Source organism: Polynucleobacter sp. MG-Unter2-18, assembly GCF_018687675.1.
GTDB lineage: Bacteria > Pseudomonadota > Gammaproteobacteria > Burkholderiales > Burkholderiaceae > Polynucleobacter.
Genome location: NZ_CP061302.1, coordinates 871,738 through 890,724, shown reverse-complemented (window position 1 = coordinate 890,724; position 18,987 = coordinate 871,738). Strand labels below are relative to the sequence as shown.

General features: G+C 43.8%; 30 protein-coding genes and 1 tRNA gene. 12 read left to right on the top strand and 19 right to left on the bottom strand.

Translation table 11 applies throughout. From position 1 onward, the window contains the following. Positions 1 to 3: 3 nt before the first annotated feature. Complete coding sequence (locus C2759_RS04740) at positions 4 to 288, bottom strand: H-NS family nucleoid-associated regulatory protein (RefSeq protein ID WP_215356500.1); 285 nt, start codon at positions 286 to 288, stop codon at positions 4 to 6. Between the two features lie 202 nt (positions 289 to 490). Then, a complete protein-coding gene (locus tag C2759_RS04735; RefSeq protein WP_215356499.1) occupies positions 491 to 892 on the bottom strand; it encodes a PaaI family thioesterase in 402 nt (133 codons plus the stop codon). Positions 893 to 1,023: 131 nt separating this feature from the next. Between C2759_RS04735 and C2759_RS04730 the strand changes: the two genes are divergently transcribed. Beyond that, positions 1,024 to 2,217: a site-specific integrase gene (locus C2759_RS04730; protein ID WP_215356498.1), complete on the top strand. Its 1,194-nt coding sequence runs from the start codon at positions 1,024 to 1,026 to the stop codon at positions 2,215 to 2,217. A gap of 25 nt (positions 2,218 to 2,242) precedes the next feature. Beyond that, positions 2,243 to 2,383: a hypothetical protein gene (locus tag C2759_RS04725; protein WP_215356497.1), complete on the top strand. Its 141-nt coding sequence runs from the start codon at positions 2,243 to 2,245 to the stop codon at positions 2,381 to 2,383. 309 nt (positions 2,384 to 2,692) lie between these two features. Here C2759_RS04725 and C2759_RS04720 read toward each other — a convergent pair whose 3' ends face one another. From C2759_RS04720 to C2759_RS04675, 10 genes are all read right to left on the bottom strand, one after another. Next, entirely contained in the window at positions 2,693 to 3,118 is a 426-nt protein-coding gene (locus C2759_RS04720; RefSeq protein WP_215356496.1) for a hypothetical protein, read from the bottom strand. Positions 3,119 to 3,120: 2 nt separating this feature from the next. After that, complete coding sequence (locus tag C2759_RS04715) at positions 3,121 to 3,462, bottom strand: hypothetical protein (protein WP_215356495.1); 342 nt, start codon at positions 3,460 to 3,462, stop codon at positions 3,121 to 3,123. An 82-nt stretch (positions 3,463 to 3,544) separates the two neighbouring features. After that, on the bottom strand, positions 3,545 to 3,724 hold the full coding sequence (locus C2759_RS04710) for a hypothetical protein (RefSeq protein WP_215356494.1): 180 nt from the start codon (positions 3,722 to 3,724) through the stop codon (positions 3,545 to 3,547). After that, the gene (locus tag C2759_RS04705; protein WP_215356493.1) at positions 3,724 to 4,221 is read right to left on the bottom strand and encodes a hypothetical protein; all 498 of its coding nucleotides are present in this window, start codon (positions 4,219 to 4,221) and stop codon (positions 3,724 to 3,726) included. The genes C2759_RS04710 and C2759_RS04705 overlap by 1 nt, the downstream gene beginning before the upstream one ends. Before the next feature lie 18 nt (positions 4,222 to 4,239). Continuing rightward, positions 4,240 to 5,199, bottom strand: coding sequence for an HIT domain-containing protein (locus tag C2759_RS04700; protein WP_215356492.1), 960 nt, complete (start codon positions 5,197 to 5,199; stop codon positions 4,240 to 4,242). A gap of 41 nt (positions 5,200 to 5,240) precedes the next feature. Next, positions 5,241 to 5,420 (bottom strand): hypothetical protein, encoded by a 180-nt coding sequence (locus C2759_RS04695; protein WP_215356491.1) that lies wholly within the window; start codon positions 5,418 to 5,420, stop codon positions 5,241 to 5,243. Further along, positions 5,417 to 6,016 carry a hypothetical protein gene (locus C2759_RS04690; protein ID WP_215356490.1) on the bottom strand — a complete coding sequence of 200 codons (600 nt, stop codon included), beginning with the start codon at positions 6,014 to 6,016 and terminating at the stop codon, positions 5,417 to 5,419. Before C2759_RS04690 ends, C2759_RS04695 begins: the two co-directional genes overlap by 4 nt. A gap of 159 nt (positions 6,017 to 6,175) precedes the next feature. Continuing rightward, the gene (locus C2759_RS04685; RefSeq protein WP_215356489.1) at positions 6,176 to 6,679 is read right to left on the bottom strand and encodes a hypothetical protein; all 504 of its coding nucleotides are present in this window, start codon (positions 6,677 to 6,679) and stop codon (positions 6,176 to 6,178) included. 39 nt (positions 6,680 to 6,718) lie between these two features. Beyond that, entirely contained in the window at positions 6,719 to 7,216 is a 498-nt protein-coding gene (locus C2759_RS04680; protein WP_215356488.1) for a hypothetical protein, read from the bottom strand. Between the two features lie 36 nt (positions 7,217 to 7,252). Beyond that, on the bottom strand, positions 7,253 to 8,284 hold the full coding sequence (locus tag C2759_RS04675; protein WP_215356487.1) for an SEL1-like repeat protein: 1,032 nt from the start codon (positions 8,282 to 8,284) through the stop codon (positions 7,253 to 7,255). A gap of 132 nt (positions 8,285 to 8,416) precedes the next feature. Between C2759_RS04675 and C2759_RS04670 the strand changes: the two genes are divergently transcribed. From C2759_RS04670 to C2759_RS04630, 10 genes are all read left to right on the top strand, one after another. Further along, positions 8,417 to 8,743: a hypothetical protein gene (locus C2759_RS04670; protein WP_215356486.1), complete on the top strand. Its 327-nt coding sequence runs from the start codon at positions 8,417 to 8,419 to the stop codon at positions 8,741 to 8,743. A gap of 3 nt (positions 8,744 to 8,746) precedes the next feature. Next, a complete protein-coding gene (locus tag C2759_RS04665) occupies positions 8,747 to 8,989 on the top strand; it encodes a hypothetical protein (protein WP_215356485.1) in 243 nt (80 codons plus the stop codon). A 16-nt stretch (positions 8,990 to 9,005) separates the two neighbouring features. Further along, entirely contained in the window at positions 9,006 to 9,632 is a 627-nt protein-coding gene (locus C2759_RS04660; protein ID WP_215356484.1) for a nuclease-related domain-containing protein, read from the top strand. Between the two features lie 212 nt (positions 9,633 to 9,844). Next, positions 9,845 to 10,573 carry a recombinase family protein gene (locus C2759_RS04655; RefSeq protein WP_215356483.1) on the top strand — a complete coding sequence of 243 codons (729 nt, stop codon included), beginning with the start codon at positions 9,845 to 9,847 and terminating at the stop codon, positions 10,571 to 10,573. A gap of 11 nt (positions 10,574 to 10,584) precedes the next feature. After that, positions 10,585 to 10,710, top strand: coding sequence for a hypothetical protein (locus tag C2759_RS10610; RefSeq protein ID WP_256441207.1), 126 nt, complete (start codon positions 10,585 to 10,587; stop codon positions 10,708 to 10,710). Positions 10,711 to 11,423: 713 nt separating this feature from the next. Next, the gene (locus C2759_RS04650) at positions 11,424 to 11,717 is read left to right on the top strand and encodes a hypothetical protein (protein WP_215356482.1); all 294 of its coding nucleotides are present in this window, start codon (positions 11,424 to 11,426) and stop codon (positions 11,715 to 11,717) included. A gap of 320 nt (positions 11,718 to 12,037) precedes the next feature. Further along, entirely contained in the window at positions 12,038 to 12,310 is a 273-nt protein-coding gene (locus tag C2759_RS04645; protein WP_215356481.1) for a hypothetical protein, read from the top strand. A 7-nt stretch (positions 12,311 to 12,317) separates the two neighbouring features. Next, positions 12,318 to 12,560, top strand: coding sequence for a hypothetical protein (locus C2759_RS04640; RefSeq protein ID WP_215356480.1), 243 nt, complete (start codon positions 12,318 to 12,320; stop codon positions 12,558 to 12,560). 110 nt (positions 12,561 to 12,670) lie between these two features. Further along, positions 12,671 to 13,585, top strand: coding sequence for a hypothetical protein (locus C2759_RS04635; RefSeq protein WP_215356479.1), 915 nt, complete (start codon positions 12,671 to 12,673; stop codon positions 13,583 to 13,585). Positions 13,586 to 13,605: 20 nt separating this feature from the next. Further along, positions 13,606 to 13,803, top strand: a complete 198-nt coding sequence (locus C2759_RS04630) for a hypothetical protein (RefSeq protein ID WP_215356478.1) — start codon at positions 13,606 to 13,608, stop codon at positions 13,801 to 13,803. Positions 13,804 to 13,920: 117 nt separating this feature from the next. Here C2759_RS04630 and C2759_RS04625 read toward each other — a convergent pair. From C2759_RS04625 to rpmI, 7 genes are all read right to left on the bottom strand, one after another. Beyond that, positions 13,921 to 13,997 (bottom strand) — tRNA-Pro (locus C2759_RS04625). A gap of 25 nt (positions 13,998 to 14,022) precedes the next feature. Continuing rightward, positions 14,023 to 14,373: a MerR family transcriptional regulator gene (locus C2759_RS04620; protein WP_215356477.1), complete on the bottom strand. Its 351-nt coding sequence runs from the start codon at positions 14,371 to 14,373 to the stop codon at positions 14,023 to 14,025. Continuing rightward, on the bottom strand, positions 14,351 to 14,674 hold the full coding sequence (locus tag C2759_RS04615; protein WP_046330087.1) for an integration host factor subunit alpha: 324 nt from the start codon (positions 14,672 to 14,674) through the stop codon (positions 14,351 to 14,353). The genes C2759_RS04620 and C2759_RS04615 overlap by 23 nt, the downstream gene beginning before the upstream one ends. A gap of 42 nt (positions 14,675 to 14,716) precedes the next feature. Next, positions 14,717 to 17,176: a phenylalanine--tRNA ligase subunit beta gene (pheT, locus tag C2759_RS04610; protein WP_215356476.1), complete on the bottom strand. Its 2,460-nt coding sequence runs from the start codon at positions 17,174 to 17,176 to the stop codon at positions 14,717 to 14,719. A 31-nt stretch (positions 17,177 to 17,207) separates the two neighbouring features. Further along, positions 17,208 to 18,254: a phenylalanine--tRNA ligase subunit alpha gene (pheS, locus tag C2759_RS04605; RefSeq protein ID WP_215356475.1), complete on the bottom strand. Its 1,047-nt coding sequence runs from the start codon at positions 18,252 to 18,254 to the stop codon at positions 17,208 to 17,210. A gap of 28 nt (positions 18,255 to 18,282) precedes the next feature. Further along, a complete protein-coding gene (gene rplT, locus C2759_RS04600; protein WP_015421011.1) occupies positions 18,283 to 18,648 on the bottom strand; it encodes a 50S ribosomal protein L20 in 366 nt (121 codons plus the stop codon). Between the two features lie 25 nt (positions 18,649 to 18,673). Next, positions 18,674 to 18,871 (bottom strand): 50S ribosomal protein L35, encoded by a 198-nt coding sequence (gene rpmI / locus C2759_RS04595; protein ID WP_046330084.1) that lies wholly within the window; start codon positions 18,869 to 18,871, stop codon positions 18,674 to 18,676. Positions 18,872 to 18,987: the final 116 nt, after the last annotated feature.

Here is an 18,987-nt window from a genome sequence, read left to right as displayed (position 1 = left end):
AATTTAGATCAAGAAGTTACTGCGATCTCTACCTTCGATCCATTTAGGCGCCTTGCCGCGACCAGTCCAAGTATCACCATTAGAGGGATTGCGATACTTAGGGGCAACCTTACCGCCTGAACTACGGACGCCAGCCTTACGGCTAAATAAGTCTGATGCTGTTAAATCGTATTGTTCAATGATGAGCTTGGCTTTAGCAATGCCATCGGCCTTTTCACGTAAAACTGCTTCTTTAATCTGCTTATCCAACAAATCACGTTGGGCTAACAACTCTTTATATGATGACATTTTTAGTTTATCCAGATAATCAATTTATAGAATAACAAAGGATTTGATACTCCTAAGCATTTATTATATCCATATATTAAAGAATAATGGTATTTAATTAAATGGCGCTTATAACCCCACACTAATAGGGCTGTATTTTAATAATTAATCAATTAAACAACATAATCATTATAAATACTATATTTATAGTGATTATTAAAAATTACCTTCTCAGCATAAATGTACCACTAGATTTAGCAGTAACTTCACCAGCCTCATTTAATACTACGGCCTCACAGTAATGAATCGTTTTACCAAACTTGAGAACACTACCCTCCACCACAATCTTGCCAACGCTTGGGCGTAAGAAGCTGACGTTCATGTCAATTGTCATAGCGCCAAGTTGCTGGTTGACAGTGCTACGAGCTGCCGCCCCCATTGCAAAATCCAAAAGGGTCATCACAACACCACCATGAGCAATCTGAAAGCTATTCTCAAATTCTGGCTGAATGACTAAGCTAATACGTGATTTACCGCCTTCGGCATACTCAGGCACTACCCCCAGGTGAGCTAAAAACGGAATGGTCAATCCAAAATACGTAGTGTTGTTTGAGTTTGATGTCATGGGAAGTAGATGGGAAATTGAATGGTCGGGGCGAGAGGATTTGAACATTATGCCACCCCTCTCTAAGCCTTATTCCATAGAGTTTTGAATATTATTATGTGTTAACATTTATCTAAATTGTGTTAACAGTCATGAAACCTAACTATCTCTTCCAACCTAGACCTGATGGGACATTTTACGCCCGTGTTCGTGTACCTACGAAACTCGCACCCTATGTTGGTAAAGAAATCATTGTTCGCTCACTACGTACAAAGGATCTACAGGTAGCTAAGAGAAGACTTCACGAAGTAGTAAGCGAGATCTTCAAAGAGTTTGAGAAGTTCAATTCACGAGACTACGTAACGAACTTAATTCTTGATATCAAACACCACACTAAAGATGATGAGACAGACGAAAGATCTTGGGAGATTGCAAAGAACCTCTCAGAGAAGTTAGACAAGATCACCTCTCAAAGATTGATGGGTGAACTCGAAGGAAGAACCTCACTTCACACACTCGCTGAGCAACAAATTAAGCGATGGATTGCAGAGAAAAAGTATCCCGAAAAGTTCGACCAAAAGAACGCAGAAAGAAGACTAAAAGAAGCCGTCAGAGAGTTCTCCTTGCACAGTGGACTAGTCTTTATTGATGTTGTTAAAACCAAACACTTAGCCTCTTGGGTAGATCATATGACCACCGAGGAGAAGCTCTCAGCGAAAACAGCAAACAACAAACTCTCCCAAATATCTCTACTTTTCAAGTCAGCCATCAGGTCTGGAATTGTTGAGAGGAACTACGCTGAGGGTGCTGGGGCTAAGGGCAAAGGTGGAGATGGAGCTATAGCCCACACCGATGAGGAGCTAAAAGCCCTCTTTAATCACCCCGACTTATTCTCCGATACGAGAGATTGTGTAACTGTAGCCCTCCTCCTTGGCCTTCGTATAAGCGAAGTCTTCAAGATCAAACCTAAAGACACTGGGTCTATCTATGTAGAAGGCACTAAGAACGTGGCCTCCTCGGCCTATCTTCCAGTGATTCCTGAGGTAAACACCTTGCTGAAACGAATTCCATTCGAGAACAAGGGGCTCTTTAGGAGGATTCAGAGGAACTTCAACGGACTATCTAAAGACCTTGGATATAGCTCAAAGACAACCCACGGACTTCGTAAGAGATACGCTCAGGAGCTTGAGGCAATTGGGTGTGAGCCTTTGAACATTGTTCGATTGATGAGGCACACCACTGGAAAGATCACCTTTGACACCTACTCTAAGGCTGAGATGGATACGCTCAGGCCTTGGAACGCAAAGGTAGCCAAGAAGTTTCTTAAAGTCGTAGGTAGTAAGTAACTAAAGGGTATAGAGTCAAATAACCATGCCAAAGAATAAGACTGATGACCTATCTAGAGATGAAGTAGTCGCTGCTTTAGTGGACTATGAGACTGACCTAACTCCTAAGGATGACAAGGATCACGATGAGCCTCTTCCCCAACAAAGTGATGAGGAGCTAGAATGAATAAGATCTTGCTCTCCCTACTTCTTATCTCCTCCTCAGCTATCGCTCAGACCACCTACTACAGGGATCAATACAACAATGTAGTGGGGTCAGCCAATACTGTGGGGAATACGACCTATTACAAAGATACAACCAATACAGTAGTGGGAACGGAGAACAGAGTCGGAGATACTTCCTACTACGGGGATATCAGAAACAACACAATCGGTAGTGGAACAACTCAGTATCAACAAGGGGCAGACGGGTATCGGCAACCGACCCCTAATAACCCTTACTATCGACCTAACGGAAGGTAATAAATAAGCACAACTAGGATTTATTTTTACTTATGTCTAGCACGGCTTCATACATTGCCTGAGGATTATTCTCATGGTAATAAGACTTTATCTTTCCATAACCGTATGAATAGTTAGGCTCTTCGCCTTTTAGATAAACTTTGTGATAGAAAAGTGGCTCTAACCCAGTCTGACTTCTGAGGCTACACCCTTTATTAAACTTACCTTCCCAGTCGAGATGATGAGTCCTAATAAAGCCATCTGAATCAGCACCAAACTTTGAAGAAACATCTTCACCATTAATTACGATCTTATAACGACTAGAGTTGGACTTCTTGCTATTCTCAAACAATACGATGTGCGCATAATCAGCTGGGGGAGTCTTTGCTGAAGGCATAAAGATCCATACAAGGATGATGATCGGAAAGATTAGCAACAAGTAAGATCCTGCATTACCCATACTCAATCCTTAGGTGCTTGCTTCAAGTGATTCTTTTCAATAAAACCAATGAGGTTTTCAGATACCCTCTGAAGCTTCTTAAGGAATTGGAGCCCCTCCTCGACATTGGTAAATCGGTTTATATACATTTCCATTCCCGATAGACGCTCTCCAGCCATGGTATTAAACTCAATCCAGAAGTCGCCATCCTCCCTGACCCTCGCATTTGTAGTCACGTAGGCATGAATTTCAGGGAAAAAGGCTGATTCCTTGTATGAATCCACAATTGGATTTGGGGGTGTTTCAGTATTGAAGGACATACAGTCCTTTTCTTGCTGAGCTAAAACAAATGGTATTTCAGACATTTCTTGTCCTTATTGGGTGTGGTGCTACCACCTTTAGCAAATTCAATAGGACAAAGTCAATAGCAATTCAAAATTAATCGCATTAGTCGTAGAACGGTTCCCGTGTTTCTGGTGGTTCAGGCTCGGCCGGGATCTTGCCAGCAGCCTTCAGGAGAGCCAACTCCTTTTCCCGCTTAAGCTCCTCGACCCGGTCTTTCTCAATGATTGCAAGGCTCTTAAAAGGCTTTGGATTTAGCTTGGCAAAAAACTCAATATCACTCATTACCGCCTACCATCAATAAACATTTGGTAATCACGCTTTACCTGCTGAGCATCAACCACCCTTGGGGTCTTTGCTAGATCAGCATCACTGAGGATTCTGAAGTCCAATGTGTACCAACCACCACTAATGGGTGCGGTAACTCCCGGAGTCGTGGTGGAAGTTGAATTGATATATGCAGTAGATCCAGAAACTGTAGCAGTGGCATTAGTGTTGGTCGTTGACGGTGTTGTAATGTAGTAAGTCGATACTTGGGTGCTTGAATTGAGCACAATAAAGTAGCGTTTACCTCGTGACTCTGTGATTTCGGAAGCACGGTACATCGCAAACTTCTCCAAGTCAGCCCAGTCCTTTTGCCATGCCTCTCCGATCTTGACCTGATATGTATCTTGACCCAGCTGAGTATCGACATAGCCAGGCTGGATGCCAGGGATACGCTGCGTGTACCGAACAGAGCAGGCACTTAGAAAAATTAATGCCACAAGTATTAGTTTTTTCATATCGTCAACTCTAACCGTTTATTTTTTATCCTGGTAATGACCTTTACCTGGGATGACATGGCGAACTCCACCCCTGGGATTATCTACATCAGCCTTTCGCCTTGGAATGAGGTGCACGTGGCAATGAAATACCGTCTGCCCTGCCGCTTCACCACAATTCATTCCAATATTAAATGCCTCAATGGTTGGATCCAGCTTCTCCAGAGCAACTTTTTGCATCTGTATCAGCTGGTTAATTGCATTGACTTCAGGCTGAGTCAATTCAAAGTAGTCAGCTGCGTGTCTCTTAGGAATAAAAAGTGAGTGATGCGGAGTGACCGCAAAGCCGTCCCTGATTACATAGGCTAATTCGTTCTCATCAACGATCCTGGTGCGGTTAGTTGCCTGTAAATCGCAGAACAAGCAGCCTTCAGAACGGTGATCGTAAAAGTGCTCATGATTTCTGAAGTCAGAATCATCACGATTATTTTTCTGTGCATTACATAGATAGCAAAGTGACTGATAATTACTGATGTCATCCTTGCCACCCAAACTCTTAGGATGGATATGGTCAACTTCTAGGCTACGTTTGTCAGCTGAGATACCACATAGATCACAACGAAACTTAGATCGCTTTAGCACCTCGTAGCGGATCGATCCTAAGATTGGGTTCCTGCCACGCTTACGGTGATCCCAGTGCTCACCATTGCGCTTAATCTCGTAATCAAGAATTTTGGACTCACACAGGGCAACGAGCTCTGCCTTCTCAGCATCGCTTAATTGATCAGATCCACGAAGTAAGTATGTATCCTTCTCTTTTTCTGTAATGCCCCTGCTCTTGGTCAGAACTTTGCCGACCATGTTTTTAACAATCTCAGAGTAGTAGTCGACCTGAGTTGGATCATGATTGAGGATTGCCTGGGCAATTTCTCGAACTGAAGCCTTACCACCGCCTTTCAATAGCTCTATCAGCATCACGGGCTGATAGATATGGCTCATAGACATATCCTGGGTAATAAATTTTTTTAACTCAGAAAAGGTCATTTAGTTCGCCCTGCTTTTGACTTTCGGTTCCGCATTTCAAATTCCATTGCCTCTGCCATAACCTTCTGTTCTGCCAGCTTCTTTTCAAGCAGCACCTTACCCTTCACCAGTTGATCGCTATTGAGCAGATCTTTGATGGTGGCTTTGGGTTTAGGTGGCTTTTTGGGGTAGATCATTTTTTAACTAAACGATTGTCAAAAATCTCATACTTTTCAATGGTTGCTAGTGATGGACAACATTTTGGGTCGTTTGCAGCGTAACCAGCATACCGAATATTGATAAATCCATTTTCAATATTGACGCTGTTTAGAATACCTCTAAAATTAATTGCATCTCGCTCAATGAACTTTCCCGATGAATCTATCTCAATTAAATTGATGTAGTCAAAATTCTGGTTACCGCCCTGGGGAGTGCAGCTCGATTCGACAATCAGATATTTTTTAAAATTAAATTCAAATGCAGTGTGCAAATGCTTATTCGTCAGCTCTTGGGTACACTGCTTATTAATTGGCTCGTATTGCGACAGAGCTAGATTTACGGACTCAGCTGCAAGACTTTGCCCACTTTTAACATTTACTGGAATCATCTTGCTGGTAGTTTTTGATCCACTCTCAAAAATTGAGAAATAAATCATCACCAATATAAATATTGCCCCTATGCCAATAGCACCATAAAACGCAAGCTTTGCCAGGTCAATGATGATTTCAGGATTGTTATAAATCACCAGGGCAATCAGCACACCGATTACCACGGCAATAATCATCATCAACATTATTTACTCGCCTTAGAGTTCTTATAAAGCAAAACCAGTCCAGCTATCGGAGCAAAGAAAAGCCCCAGGAAAAACCAAAGCCATGCACTCCGGTTTGTCGTCTGTGCCCAATAGGCACAAAATATTCCAAACAGGAAAAAGACTAACCCGCCAACTTCGTTATCCATTTGCACCTCTTTTGAACCCTCTATAAATCCAAGCCAAAGTCAAACCGAAAGCGTAGATACAGATCGCACCGACTAGAAAGTAAATGAAGGTCGCCAATCGTTCAATAAGAATCGATCTGAATGCATAGGATTTCATTGCCCTACTAAAGTCGTCTGCCATGGCCTTAGCTTTAGCTGGTTCAATTTTATTTGAGACATACAAGGCATATTCCCAGCTCCTATCAGGATCGCCAACACGATATAACTTGTAGTCCTTTTCAGTTGCAAGATCCCAGTCGATGCCATCCGACATTTGCTGCAATATTGATTCCTTTGTATGAAGACTATTCAACACTTGATCGGGCATGATCTTGGTCAACTCTTGACCATTCGGAATCTGAAATCTTCCTGCATCAGAAACAATTACAAAGGTAATCGGCAAATAAATAAAAATAAGAAAGCCTGCAAATAATCTTTGCCAACCATTTAAACCATTTAGCAATTCTTTAACCCTCAATTTCATCCCCTTCTTTTATGGTGAATCCTGACCTCATACTTAGCCATTACTTTTCTCCTCACCATGCAAATAACTCAATGTTGTTAGCCCTTCACAGTAGCCCTCAATGTATGCCTTGCTTGGGCTTGACACTTTCCCGCCGATGGTCACGATAGTCCCATATAAGTATGTATTTGGACGAGGCAATCCCTCGACAATGCGAACTAGACGATCGAAATCATCTTTCAGCAAATAGAGCGTTCCGCTAATCTCGAGCTCATTATTTACGACCGACAAATCAAGCTTGATATTAGTTTTTTCAACACTTGAACCCTTTTCAAGAAATTCCTGTTCACTCTTGCCTGCACATACCGCAAGGATTTTTTGATTTTTTGAATTTCGAATATTCTGCGGGAATTCGTTCCTGAACTGCTCATTCGGATTATCAAATTGAATCATTGCACCATACAGAGTGACCATTGATCGAGTTCTGTAATCAGACCCATCAGTGCAATGAAAGCTTGCGTGAATCTCAGTTTTGCTAATGTGAAAATCCATATTAATCCTTAATTACTCAGTCTAAGACTTAGAACCTTACCTCGAAATCCCAGTGATCCCATCCAGTGATCTATCAATATCTTCACGCATCTGATGGAGTTCTGCCAAAGCTTTTTCATTTCCCTGGTCAGCCGACTTGCCTAGCCATTCGATCGCTTTCAGCTGATCTCTATCACCACCTAAAGCACGATCAAGCATCATTCCATAAAGGTATTGAGCATCTGCGTAATCAGATTCTGCTGCCACTTCTAGAACAGTTCTTGCGTGTTCGTAATTTAGCTCGACACCATCACCAAATAAAAGAGCTGCCCCCGCAAAATAGGCACACTTGGGTGAGCCAAGAGTCGCACCCTTCATATTCCACTTAAATGCCTCAGCCGCATTTTTTTCGTTGTAAGCATCTGTTTGATAAAAAATACCCAATCGCTCACAGGCTGCCAACATATCCTGGTCTGCCGCTTTTTTGTAATACTCAAATGCTTTTTCATAATTTGGCTGAATAAGCTCTCCAGCAATGTAGGCATCAGCCAGCCTCAGTTGTCCGTGTGCAGAACCTCCTTGGGCAGCCTTCATAAACCAATGCAAAGCCTCTGTTTGATCTTGCGTAAAGCCATGCACACCTCCGCTAATAAATATACCCATAACTGCCTGTGCTGATGGCTCCCCCATTTCGGCAGCTTTCTTTAATAGCTCAATGGCTTTTTGCTCATCTTTTGGCACACCAGCACCTTCAAGGTAGCAACCAAACAATTCGTATGTTGCAGTTGCATGACCAGCATCGGAGGCAATTTGGTAATGCTTGACTGATTGCTCAACATCCTTTTGGAAGTGAATGCCAAGCCCATACATATTCCCCAACGCTGCATGGGCTTCAATGTCACCTTTGCCAGCCTGCTCCGTAAATACCTCTGCTGATAATTTATCAATGCCTGGGCTACCTTTACCAAATGCATAGTTACTACCAATTTTGAAGTCTTTGGTGGTTTTTTGAATTGGCGGTGTTTTTTTCGCTTTTTTAAAATAATAAAAAGCGATACCAGCTAAGGCAATGATTATCAGAAACTCCATTACTGCACCTCGGTTAGATCCATCAAATACCAATTAAATTGGTCACACTTTAAGAATAATGCACCCCCAAGTATTTAATCCTAAAAACTGAGGGTTTATAGTTATGAAATTGAGAAATATTGGGGTTTAACCATGGGAATCATAATTACTTCCGTTCTAGGGGTCTTCCTGGCTTGCCTCCTTTGCTATATGGCATACGACAAGCACATTGACTCACTTGAAAATCCTGACTGGATGGATCGGATTGAAACCATCATTAAACAAATTGCACTTGCTGGTGCCGTTTTTGTTGCTGAATTTTTTATGTTCCTCCTGGCTGAAGAAAATTCAGTCATTGTTCGTAACACCTCAAACACCCCCGAATTTGTAAGGGCACTTGGGATGGGCTTGTTCTACCTAGCCATCATGGTTGGAATCGGGAAAATATACGCACACTTATCAGGTCTGCATAGAGATTAGTTGATGGCAAAGAACGATCAAAAATACATCTACTGGTTTATTGGAATTATCGCTATCGTTGTGCTCGTCAAATCACAAAGCAAAGATTGGCAGGGGTATGCCTACCCCGATCGATACAACTTGTCGAATGTCGTTGATGCAGGAAAATATAAAACTGAAGATGACTGCATCATGGGAACCGTTGCTGCCCTTTATGAGAAGCATAGCAATACAGTCAATGGTGATTACGAATGTCACAAAGAATAGCAATCAGAAGTAAATCATGAACCTGTATCTGTGGCTCCTCCTCATCCCAGCCGTGCTTGGGGGCGGTTATTTGCTTCAATCCTATGGCAGATACCGTTTTCAGAACAAAGGTGAAGCCCTAGTTCGTGATGCCATCATCACCAACCTTCCGAGCGACTCCTGGCACCTACTCAACAACATCACCCTCAAACTTGATAAAGGCACCACTCAGGTTGACCATATCTTGGTGTCCAGGTTCGGTGTCTTTGTAATTGAGACCAAGCATTACAGTGGCTGGATTTTTGGAGATGCCAACTCGAAGGACTGGACTCAGGTGATCTACAAAAAGAAGTTCCGATTTCAAAATCCACTTCGCCAAAACTTCAAACACCTAAAAGCAGTTCAAGAACTCCTGGACTTCATTCCACCTGAGCATATCTTCCCAATGGTGGTTTTTACTGGTGATGCCACCTTCAAGACCGATCACCCCCTTGGAGTTCACACCCTAGGCTCACTGCTTTTGTATCTCAAAGGTTTGAATGAAGAACTTCTGACCGAGAACCGTATGCAATTCTGTGTGGGGCGACTGGAATGCAAGAGACTAGCTCTGACACGAATGACCGATGTAGAGCATAAGGAACACCTAGCCTCTAGATTCCAGTAGCACTCAAAATAATTTAGTAGAAATTTTTGAGTTCCCACTCGATACATTGACTTTTTTTCTTACCCCCCCCTGCACCACACTGCTAAGACCCTTTTCGTCAATTAATTACTCTCGTTTATGAAACTATGACATATTGAGACAGTCACAACGGTCGTTGACATATGTCCAGAAATGGATAAGATCTAGTTATTACATTTAACTAGGTGATTAGGGTGCACAAGTACATAACCTATAGACGTGTTTCTACAGCAGAACAAGGCAAATCAGGCCTTGGATTAGCAGCCCAAAATCGAGATTTATATACATACTTGACGCATTACTCTGGTCAGCCATATGAGGTAATTGCTGAGTTCGTAGACATCCTTTCGGGGTCTGATGACAACAGGGAGGAGCTTGAGAAGGCCATCGAACTCGCGAAAAAGGAAAAGGCAATTCTGCTGGTTGCAAAACTCGACAGGCTATCAAGGAAGGTTGCATTTATTGCAAGCCTAATGGAGGACAAAAAATTGCAATTTAAGGTTGCCTGCCTTCCCCAGGCGGATAAGTTTCAACTTCACCTATATGCAGCACTTGCCGAGCAGGAGCGAGACTTCATATCCCAAAGGACTATTGCAGCCCTAAAAGAAGCAAAAGCCCGGGGTGTAAAACTGGGTGGCCTGAGAGATAAGACGCTCAAAAGAAACAAAGTTAAGAAAGATAACTCCGTAGCTAGAGCGAAGGCCTTAGAGCCGCTAATCAAGCCTCTTAGACAGCAAGGCATGTCCTATAGCGCCATAGCAAGGGTACTTGAGTCAACAAAAGCCAAAACAGCCTCAGGCTCGACAAGGTGGCATAGCAAACAAGTTGCCAGATACCTAGACATCCTTGGGCTCACTAAAGTTCCATCCCTCCTTCTGAGCTCGAGAAGAATTCAAAACGAAACTGACGTTTCGATAACTTAAAGGGGGTAAACATGAAGCTATCAATAGGCAAGACTGTAGAAATCGAGATTCAACTCTGGAGTCTCTATGTCAGGATGGGAAGACAGACCCTCTATCTATGCCGTGGGTTCTCAGCGATAAACAACACACCACTTTAAGACAACTAAGCCCCTTCACTGGGGCTTTTTTGTATATTGCACAATTGGAGTAAATAGCCGACAGACGATCGGTTGCACAGTTGGAGAAGGTAGCTCGTAATTTGACAGTTGCACAATGGGATAGAGAGGCTCGCAATTTAACTATTACACAATTGGATAAGTGAGCCAATATTTTGAAGGTTGCCTATTTAGAGGATGGCACGTAATTTGACTATTGCTTATTTAGAAGAACAAGCCACCTTCAGATAACTACTTTCGACCCAAAATGAACTAAAAGACTCGGGATGGTCAGCTCAGGCACGGGTATGAGAGTAGTTTTCTGAGGGTGAAACCAATGACCTAGGGGGGATCATTGGGGGGGGTAAGGGGGGAAACCTAAAGTCTAACTTTAAGTTTTCTAAAGAATCTTAAGTATCTACTCTTACATATACAACCTTAATAGTCTTTAACTAAAGATATCTAAAGATGACTTTAAGTAATAAGACCTTATTAGTAATAAATCAAATATGTCTCTAACTTAAGACAACCTTAAGTTATCTAGAGATAACCCCCTAGAGAAGTCTTTCAGACTACTTAAGCCATCTACACCTAAAAACTGAGACTTGTCTTAAGCCTTAGAGGCTTCTCTAGGTGGCTATCCCTACCCTATCCCCAAAAAGATTCAGACCTCTGTCTCTTAATCAATGTTTTTAAAAGACTGCATGGATAACCTAATGAATAACCTAAGTAACACACCCAAACTAATTAAAGCCCCTTCGGCTACAACCGCCCAGTCCTTCTCTTTGTATCTCGATAGATGGACACTTGGTCGATTAAAGGAGCTCCAAGAGTCTCCTGAGTTTCTCCTAGGAGATAACCGATTACCCAGTAGAACCTTAATCACTAGGCAAGCCATTCGGTTTTATGCTGAAGTGATTGCCCAATGCAAGACCGCTAAGAAGTTTGACTTCCTAGAAGGTCAGAAGCAAAAGATAGAACTTCTAGCCAAACAAGGCAAGAAGTCTTAACTCAACCATGAGTGCTCAAAAACCCCCATAACGGAAATTAAATCCAAAAGGTAGGCCGAGGTATTACCGAGGAAAGTTAGCTTTCGTTATTGGGCAAAAATAGCACTTAAATTACCTAGAAATCGATTCTATGAATACATCCCCGATAGTAATGAGGAGAAATCCTTACGGCCAACTTAAAGACAACCCCACAAGCAAGGCACTAGCCATTAAAGCTATGTGCTATTCATGCTCCCACGAACAAAGAGACGAGATCACTAATTGCCAAGTCTTTAAGTGCCCTCTTTATATCTTTAGACCCTACCAAGCAAAAGATAAAAATGGTAGCTGATGCCCATGGAGCATACATACCACCTGAGCATATAGACCTAGACGTACTTAGAGGATCTAAAGCCAACCAAAGACGATTCTTAAAGTTAGCTCCAGCAATGATTGAGTGCTGGGAGTCTATTGAGCCAACACCCACTACTAAGGAGATGCTCAGAGCTTTGAATCGAACTTGTTCAATCATTACAAAGAGGCATAAACGTGACGAAGAAGTACAAAGCAGCCGAACCTGTACCAGTGAAGGTGGCATTCAAGAAGGCCGTTAATAGGCTAATGAGTGAACCAAACAATCCTCTACATATTAAGAAGTTTTGTGAGGCATTGATTAACTATCAACTGTATCAAGCACTAAATAAACATGACCAATACAACCAAGATAAAACCTTATCCGATGAAGAAGCACTGTCGGACTTGCGGAACATTGCTGACCTCGAAATCATCTCAGAAACAGACGAAGCTGAATACAACTACCAAAGATCCAGCCTGTCCAAGATGTACTACAACACCGACAAATAAAACAGTCTTATCCACCTTTCGCTCTAGCTTTCTAAAGCTTGTCTCAAGAAGTTACTGAGTCTCATAGCTCTAGATCCCCTATCCCAATTTGACTAAAAAGAAATTATTAAATGTCTAACTACACATCAGTACAAACTTATGTAGCCGATGGAGAAGAAAACACTACCGAATCTTCTCCCTCAGTTAACTCCCCAGGAGTCCATAGAATTTCCATTAGTGGCGGTGAGGCAACTTCCTCATACGACACAGTGAACCGAAGTTCTTCAGAGGCACTCGCTCAACTTGAGGCCTACAAAGCAAACTCATGGCGAGCCTCAGCCCAAAATCATTATGGGATTCCCACAAGCACTATCAATGAAGAGACAGTAGTCACAGTAGGAGGCATTCAGTCTAGTGTTAAAGCACACCTACAGGCCGGTACTCTAATCAGCGATGGCAATGGTAACTATGAGAAGAATGAGGCTATAGGAACTCCTCAGATCGCTCAGAGTGATCCTCAGGAGATCAATGCACCGAATGAGCTGATCGAGACTGTGAACTTAGCTTTAGAGCCATTCTCAGATCAAACTATCTCAGTAGCTATGCCTAAAGCAATTGAAGCCTTAGCTCAGGGTGGCGATATTGCAAACCTTGCAGTCGAACTCTCACACTTAAGTGGGGTTGAACAAGGTGAGGTATTGCAACGACTCAATCACATTGTCGGAGCTTATGAAGTTCAAGCCAATCACATCCTAGAAAAAGACTTTGGATTTGAGTCAGATGATCGACAAGATCTCTATACGTGGGCACAGGGTAGCAACCAAGGAAGACAACTCCTCAAGGACGCTCTCAATCATCAAGTACAGGGCAACTCATACAGAGGATGGCAAAAGCTGGCTGATGCCTACGCTAAAGCCACCCCACCCTCTCTAGATGCCCTTAAGAAAGCTAATGTCCCTGTAAGAGATATTGGGGGAACAACAACGATAAAGATTAAAGGTGAGTGGGTATCACTAACCACCGCCACCAAGATGGGCTGGATCTAGCCCCAAACTAAGGAAAGAATATGAACCGACAAATAGCCATAGACTCCACAGTCCAACTCTCGACAGACCACCTCTTGCAAAAGCTAACCCTTAACGGGGTAACCAATAGCTTAGGAAACTTCCTAAACGCTGGGATTCTTCAAAATGTAGAGCATTCCCTGTATGTTGTTAGAGCCATGCCCGACAAGATCGTGGGCTGGGTCGATAACTCCATCTAAATGCTTACCTCTAGGCTTTTCTGAGGAATGGCTTAGGGGGAATTATTTAATTTTGTGTTAACACTGAAACTTATGTTAACAGTTAGTATCGTAAGTCTTTGATTTAATTGAATAAAATGGTCGGGGCGAGAGGATTTGAACCTCCGACCACATGCACCCCATGCATGTACGCTACCAGGCTGCGCTACGCCCCGACGAGAAACAAAATTGTATCAGTAACTATTTGGAGAGAATTTGCAGGACAGCCTGCAACTCATCGCGCAAGCGAAGCTCACCACGAGCCTCATCAAGACGATTTCGGGCACCACTAATCGTGAAGCCCTCTTCATACAAAAGCGACCTAATCTTACGAATGAGGACGACTTCATGATGTTGGTAGTAGCGGCGATTACCGCGACGCTTTTGAGGGCTTAATTGGGTAAATTCTTGCTCCCAATAGCGCAGTACATGAGAACGAACGCCGCAAAGCTCAGATACCTCACCAATAGTGAAATAACGCTTAGAAGGAATTGGGGGAAGCTGCGAACTCAGCAGCACCGACCCAGCGTCAAATGCTGTTTTCTCGAGCATGAGACTCAACTACGTCCTTGAGCTTTTGACTTGCATGAAATGTCACAACGCGACGAGCGGCAATGGGAATCATTTGACCAGTTTTTGGATTGCGGCCTGGGCGAGCAGATTTATTACGTAACTGGAAATTACCAAACCCAGAAATCTTCACCTCAACACCAGTCTCCAGAGACTTGCCAATACGATCAAAAAAGGCATCGATCATATCCTTAGCTTCACGCTTATTTAGACCAACTTGATCAAAGAGGGCTTCCGAGAGCTCATTCTTGGTAACGGTATCGTTGCTAACTAAATCATTCATGGCGGAAGTCTCTTCTTACTAGATCTGTTACTAATATTAAACCTAGCGCAGACGGGCTGCGCAATTTTTCTCAAGTGTTGCCAATAAAGCAGTCATAACCGCTTCAATTTGCGCATCCTGCAAAGTTTCCTGTGGATTGAGCAAAGTCACACGGTAGGCTAAGCTCTTCTCATCATCAGCCATACTACTAGAGCCAGCCTTGGGCTTGAACTCATCAAATAGCTCAATCGCCTTAACAAAGTTCTGCTTCTTCGCATTCATTGCATCGAGCAGAGCCTGCGAAGGAACGGATTGCTTCACCACTACCGCTAGATCTCGCTGCACAGCAGGAAATTTACTCAATTCTTCCGGCTGTGGAATGCCTAAATTACGAATAGCCTCTAAATCCATTTCAAATAGAACTGGAGCCTGCGGTAACTCGTAAGCTTGCTGTAAGCCAGGGTGTAATTCACCAATCCAGCCAATGTTGTGCTTGCCAGATGGGGTTAATAATTGAATCTGCGCCGAACGTCCAGGATGCAGCGCAGGATGAACTGCGGCCTCAGTTGTGAAATTCAACGGATCGAGCACACGCTCCAAGTCACCCTTTACATCAAAGAAATCAACTGCACGGTCAGCGCTTGCCCACTGCTCCGCTACGAATGATCCATAAGCCAAACCACCAATTTGCTGAGGCTGATGAAAGCCTGCAACTCTGCCAGCCTCTTCTTGCACGCTTACATCACGCTTAAATACACGACCCGTCTCAAATAAACGGACACGGCCAGCACCACGATTCAGATTTGACTTTAGGTTAGCCAATAAACCACCCCACAGATTGCTGCGCATGACGCCATATTGATTGGCAATCGGGTTGAGTACAGCAATGAGGTCTTTGTCCGTGGCTGCAGCTAATCGTTGTTCACTCTCAAGATCAGTAAACCCGAAGTTCACCGCCTCTTGATAGCCTTGCAGAGCCAAACGCTGGCGCAATAAATGCACTCCGCGCTTTGCCTCAGCCCTAGCACTCATTTTTAAAGAGGAGACTGGTGGTACATCAGGAATATTTTCAAAGCCGTACATGCGGGCGACTTCTTCAATTAAATCTTCCTCAATTTCGATATCAAAGCGATAGCTTGGTGGCGTTACAACAAACACATCACCTACTTGTTGCTTAAAATCAAAACCGAGACGCTTGTACACATCAGCAACAATTTCAGCGGTCAAAGGAATGCCAATGACTTTCATGGCGCGAGCCAAACGCATACGCACTGGTTTACGCTCAGGGATAGCTAATACTTGATCATCCATTGGGCCAACTTGGCCACCGCATACTTCAACAATCAAAGCTGTTAAATACTCTAAGCAGTTAGCCGTATTTTGCGGATCAACACCACGCTCAAAGCGGTGCGCGGCATCGGTGCTGAAATTAAAGCGGCGCGCACGACCTTGAATGGCTGAAGGCTGCCAATAAGCCGCTTCAATATAAATATTTTTAGTGTCATCTGTTACTGCGCAGTGATTACCACCCATGATTCCCGCTAATGCCACAGGACCATTTTGATCGGCAACAACACCAGCATCCTGTAGTTTTCCCGCAGAATCTGGGCCTTGCAAAACAACTGTCTGGCCATTTAATAGCTCAAGATTTTCTCCTGGCTTCGCCCAACGAACTGATAAGTCACCAGTCAATTTATCAATATCAAATACATGGGTCGGCTGACCCATTTCTAACATCACATAATTAGAAAGATCTACCAAGGGAGAGATACTTCTTTGCCCAGCATTACAAAGACGCTGAATCATCCAATCTGGTGTTTGTGCTTTTGGATTAACTCCACGAATCACGCGTCCTGAAAAGCGCCCACATAGATCTGGGCTTTCAACTGTCACTTTGAGCTTATCGGCAATAGTGACATTTGCAGTGGTCCACTTTGGAGCACACAGTGCAGCACCTGTAATTGCTGACACTTCACGTGCCATACCCATCAGAGATAAACAATCAGCTTTGTTGGGTGTTAACTTAATAACAAAGATCTGGTCATCCAGACTTAAGTACTTGCGGATATCCTCACCAACTGGTGCATCAGCAGGCAGCTCCAGAATACCCTCATGGTCATCGCCAAGACCCAGCTCTCGACCAGAGCACAACATGCCTTGGCTTTCTACACCGCGTAGCTTGCCTACTTTAATCAAGAATGGCTTACCGCCCGCTTCAGCTGGTGGCAATTCTGCGCCAACTAATGCGCACGGTATCTTAATCCCAGCACGTGCATTTGGAGCGCCACAGACGATTTGCAACTCTTGACCAGTACCAGCATCAACTTTGCAAACACGTAAACGATCTGCATCGGGATGCTGCTCGGCAGAAAGAATTTGAGCAACGACAATCTTCGTAAATGCAGGCGCTACTGAATGCTGCTCTTCCACCTCAAGGCCAGCCATCGTCATTGCATGACCCAGGGCATTGCTATCAAGCGAAGGATTTACATATTGACGTAACCAAGATTCAGAAAATTGCATATACGCTATCTACTATTAGAAGGTTGGCGAATTAAGCCGGAAATTGCGCTAAGAATCGGAGATCGTTCTCAAAGAAAAGACGTAAATCATCAACGCCGTAACGCAACATCGTCAAACGCTCTAAGCCAGAGCCAAAAGCAAAACCGGTATAGCGCTCTGGATCAATACCCATATTGCGCAATACATTTGGATGAACCTGCCCTGCACCAGAAATCTCTAACCAACGGCCGGCTAGCTTGCCGCTACCGAAGGCCATATCGATTTCAGCTGAAGGCTCAGTGAATGGAAAATACGATGGACGGAAACGAACCTGCAGCTCATTCGTTTCAAAAAAGGTTCTGAGAAAATCGGTATACACGCCCTTAAGGTCTGCAAAGGAAACGCTCTCTGCAATCCACAAGCCCTCAACCTGGTGAAACATCGGTGAATGGGTTGCGTCACTATCCACGCGATAGGTTCTGCCAGGCGCAATCACTTTGATTGGTGGCATTACATCAGCATGGGCATATTTCTTGACATGCTCACTGGCATAACGAACCTGAATCGGGCTGGTATGCGTACGTAACAACAAAGGCTTTCCATTGGAATCTTTGCCATCGATATAAAAGGTGTCCTGCATAGAACGTGCGGGATGATTCTCGGGGCTATTTAAGGCAGTGAAATTAAACCAATCAGTTTCAATTTCAGGGCCGTCAGCTACATCAAAACCAATGGAGCGAAAGATCTCTTCAACACGTTCCCAGGTGCGCATCACCGGATGCAGACTACCTACTGCTTGGCCACGGCCAGGCAAAGAAACGTCGATGGATTCCGCCGCAAGACGTTGTAGCAATACTGCATCAGCCAGTGCTTGGCGACGCTCTTGTAATGCAACTTCTACTTGGGTTTTGATTTGATTAATCTGGGCGCCAGCACTCTTACGCTCATCAGGCGACATTCCACCTAGCGCTTTTAAACGCTCAGTGAGAACACCTGACTTACCGAGATACTTGGCTTTCGCGTCCTCTAGAGCTGCCGAATCGGCAGCTCCGAGGAAATCACGTTTAGCATCCTCGACAATGTGGTCGAGAGAAACCATTGCAGCTTAGTTTTTTATGAACTAAGAATTAAGCTGCAGCGCTTACTACGGATTTGATCCGAGTAACCAAAGCAGCGAAAGCCGCCTTGTCAGCAATGGCCATATCAGAAAGCACTTTACGGTCGAGTTCGATCGCAGCTTTCTTCATACCATTCATGAATACGCTATAGGTCATGTCATGCTGACGAACTGCCGCGTTGATACGAGCAATCCACAATGCGCGGAATACACGTTTCTTATTGCGACGGTCACGATATGCATATTGACCAGCACGCATAACCGCTTGCTTAGCAATACGGAATACGTTTTTACGACGTCCACGATAGCCTGTTGCGGCATCGGTGATTTTCTTATGACGGGCTCTTGCTGTAACCCCACGTTTGACTCTTGGCATTTATTTCTCCTAATCTAGTCTGAGGTTAAGCGTATGGAAGCATGGAGCGAATTGACTTAACGTCTGCCTTCGCAACTTCAGTAGTACCACGTAAGTGACGCTTATTCTTTGTGGTCTTCTTGGTGAGGATGTGGCGTTTGAAAGCCTGGCCTCGTTTGATCGTTCCGCCTGCGCGAACCGTGAAGCGCTTTTTGGCGCTACTCTTACTCTTCATCTTGGGCATAAAGCACCCCTTCAATTACTTGTGCAACATAGGTGGTAACCGACGGTTACGCTTCCTGTACCTAGAAGCACTTCTAACTACCAGAGCCCTTATTAATTCTTGGGAGCTCCTCCCTA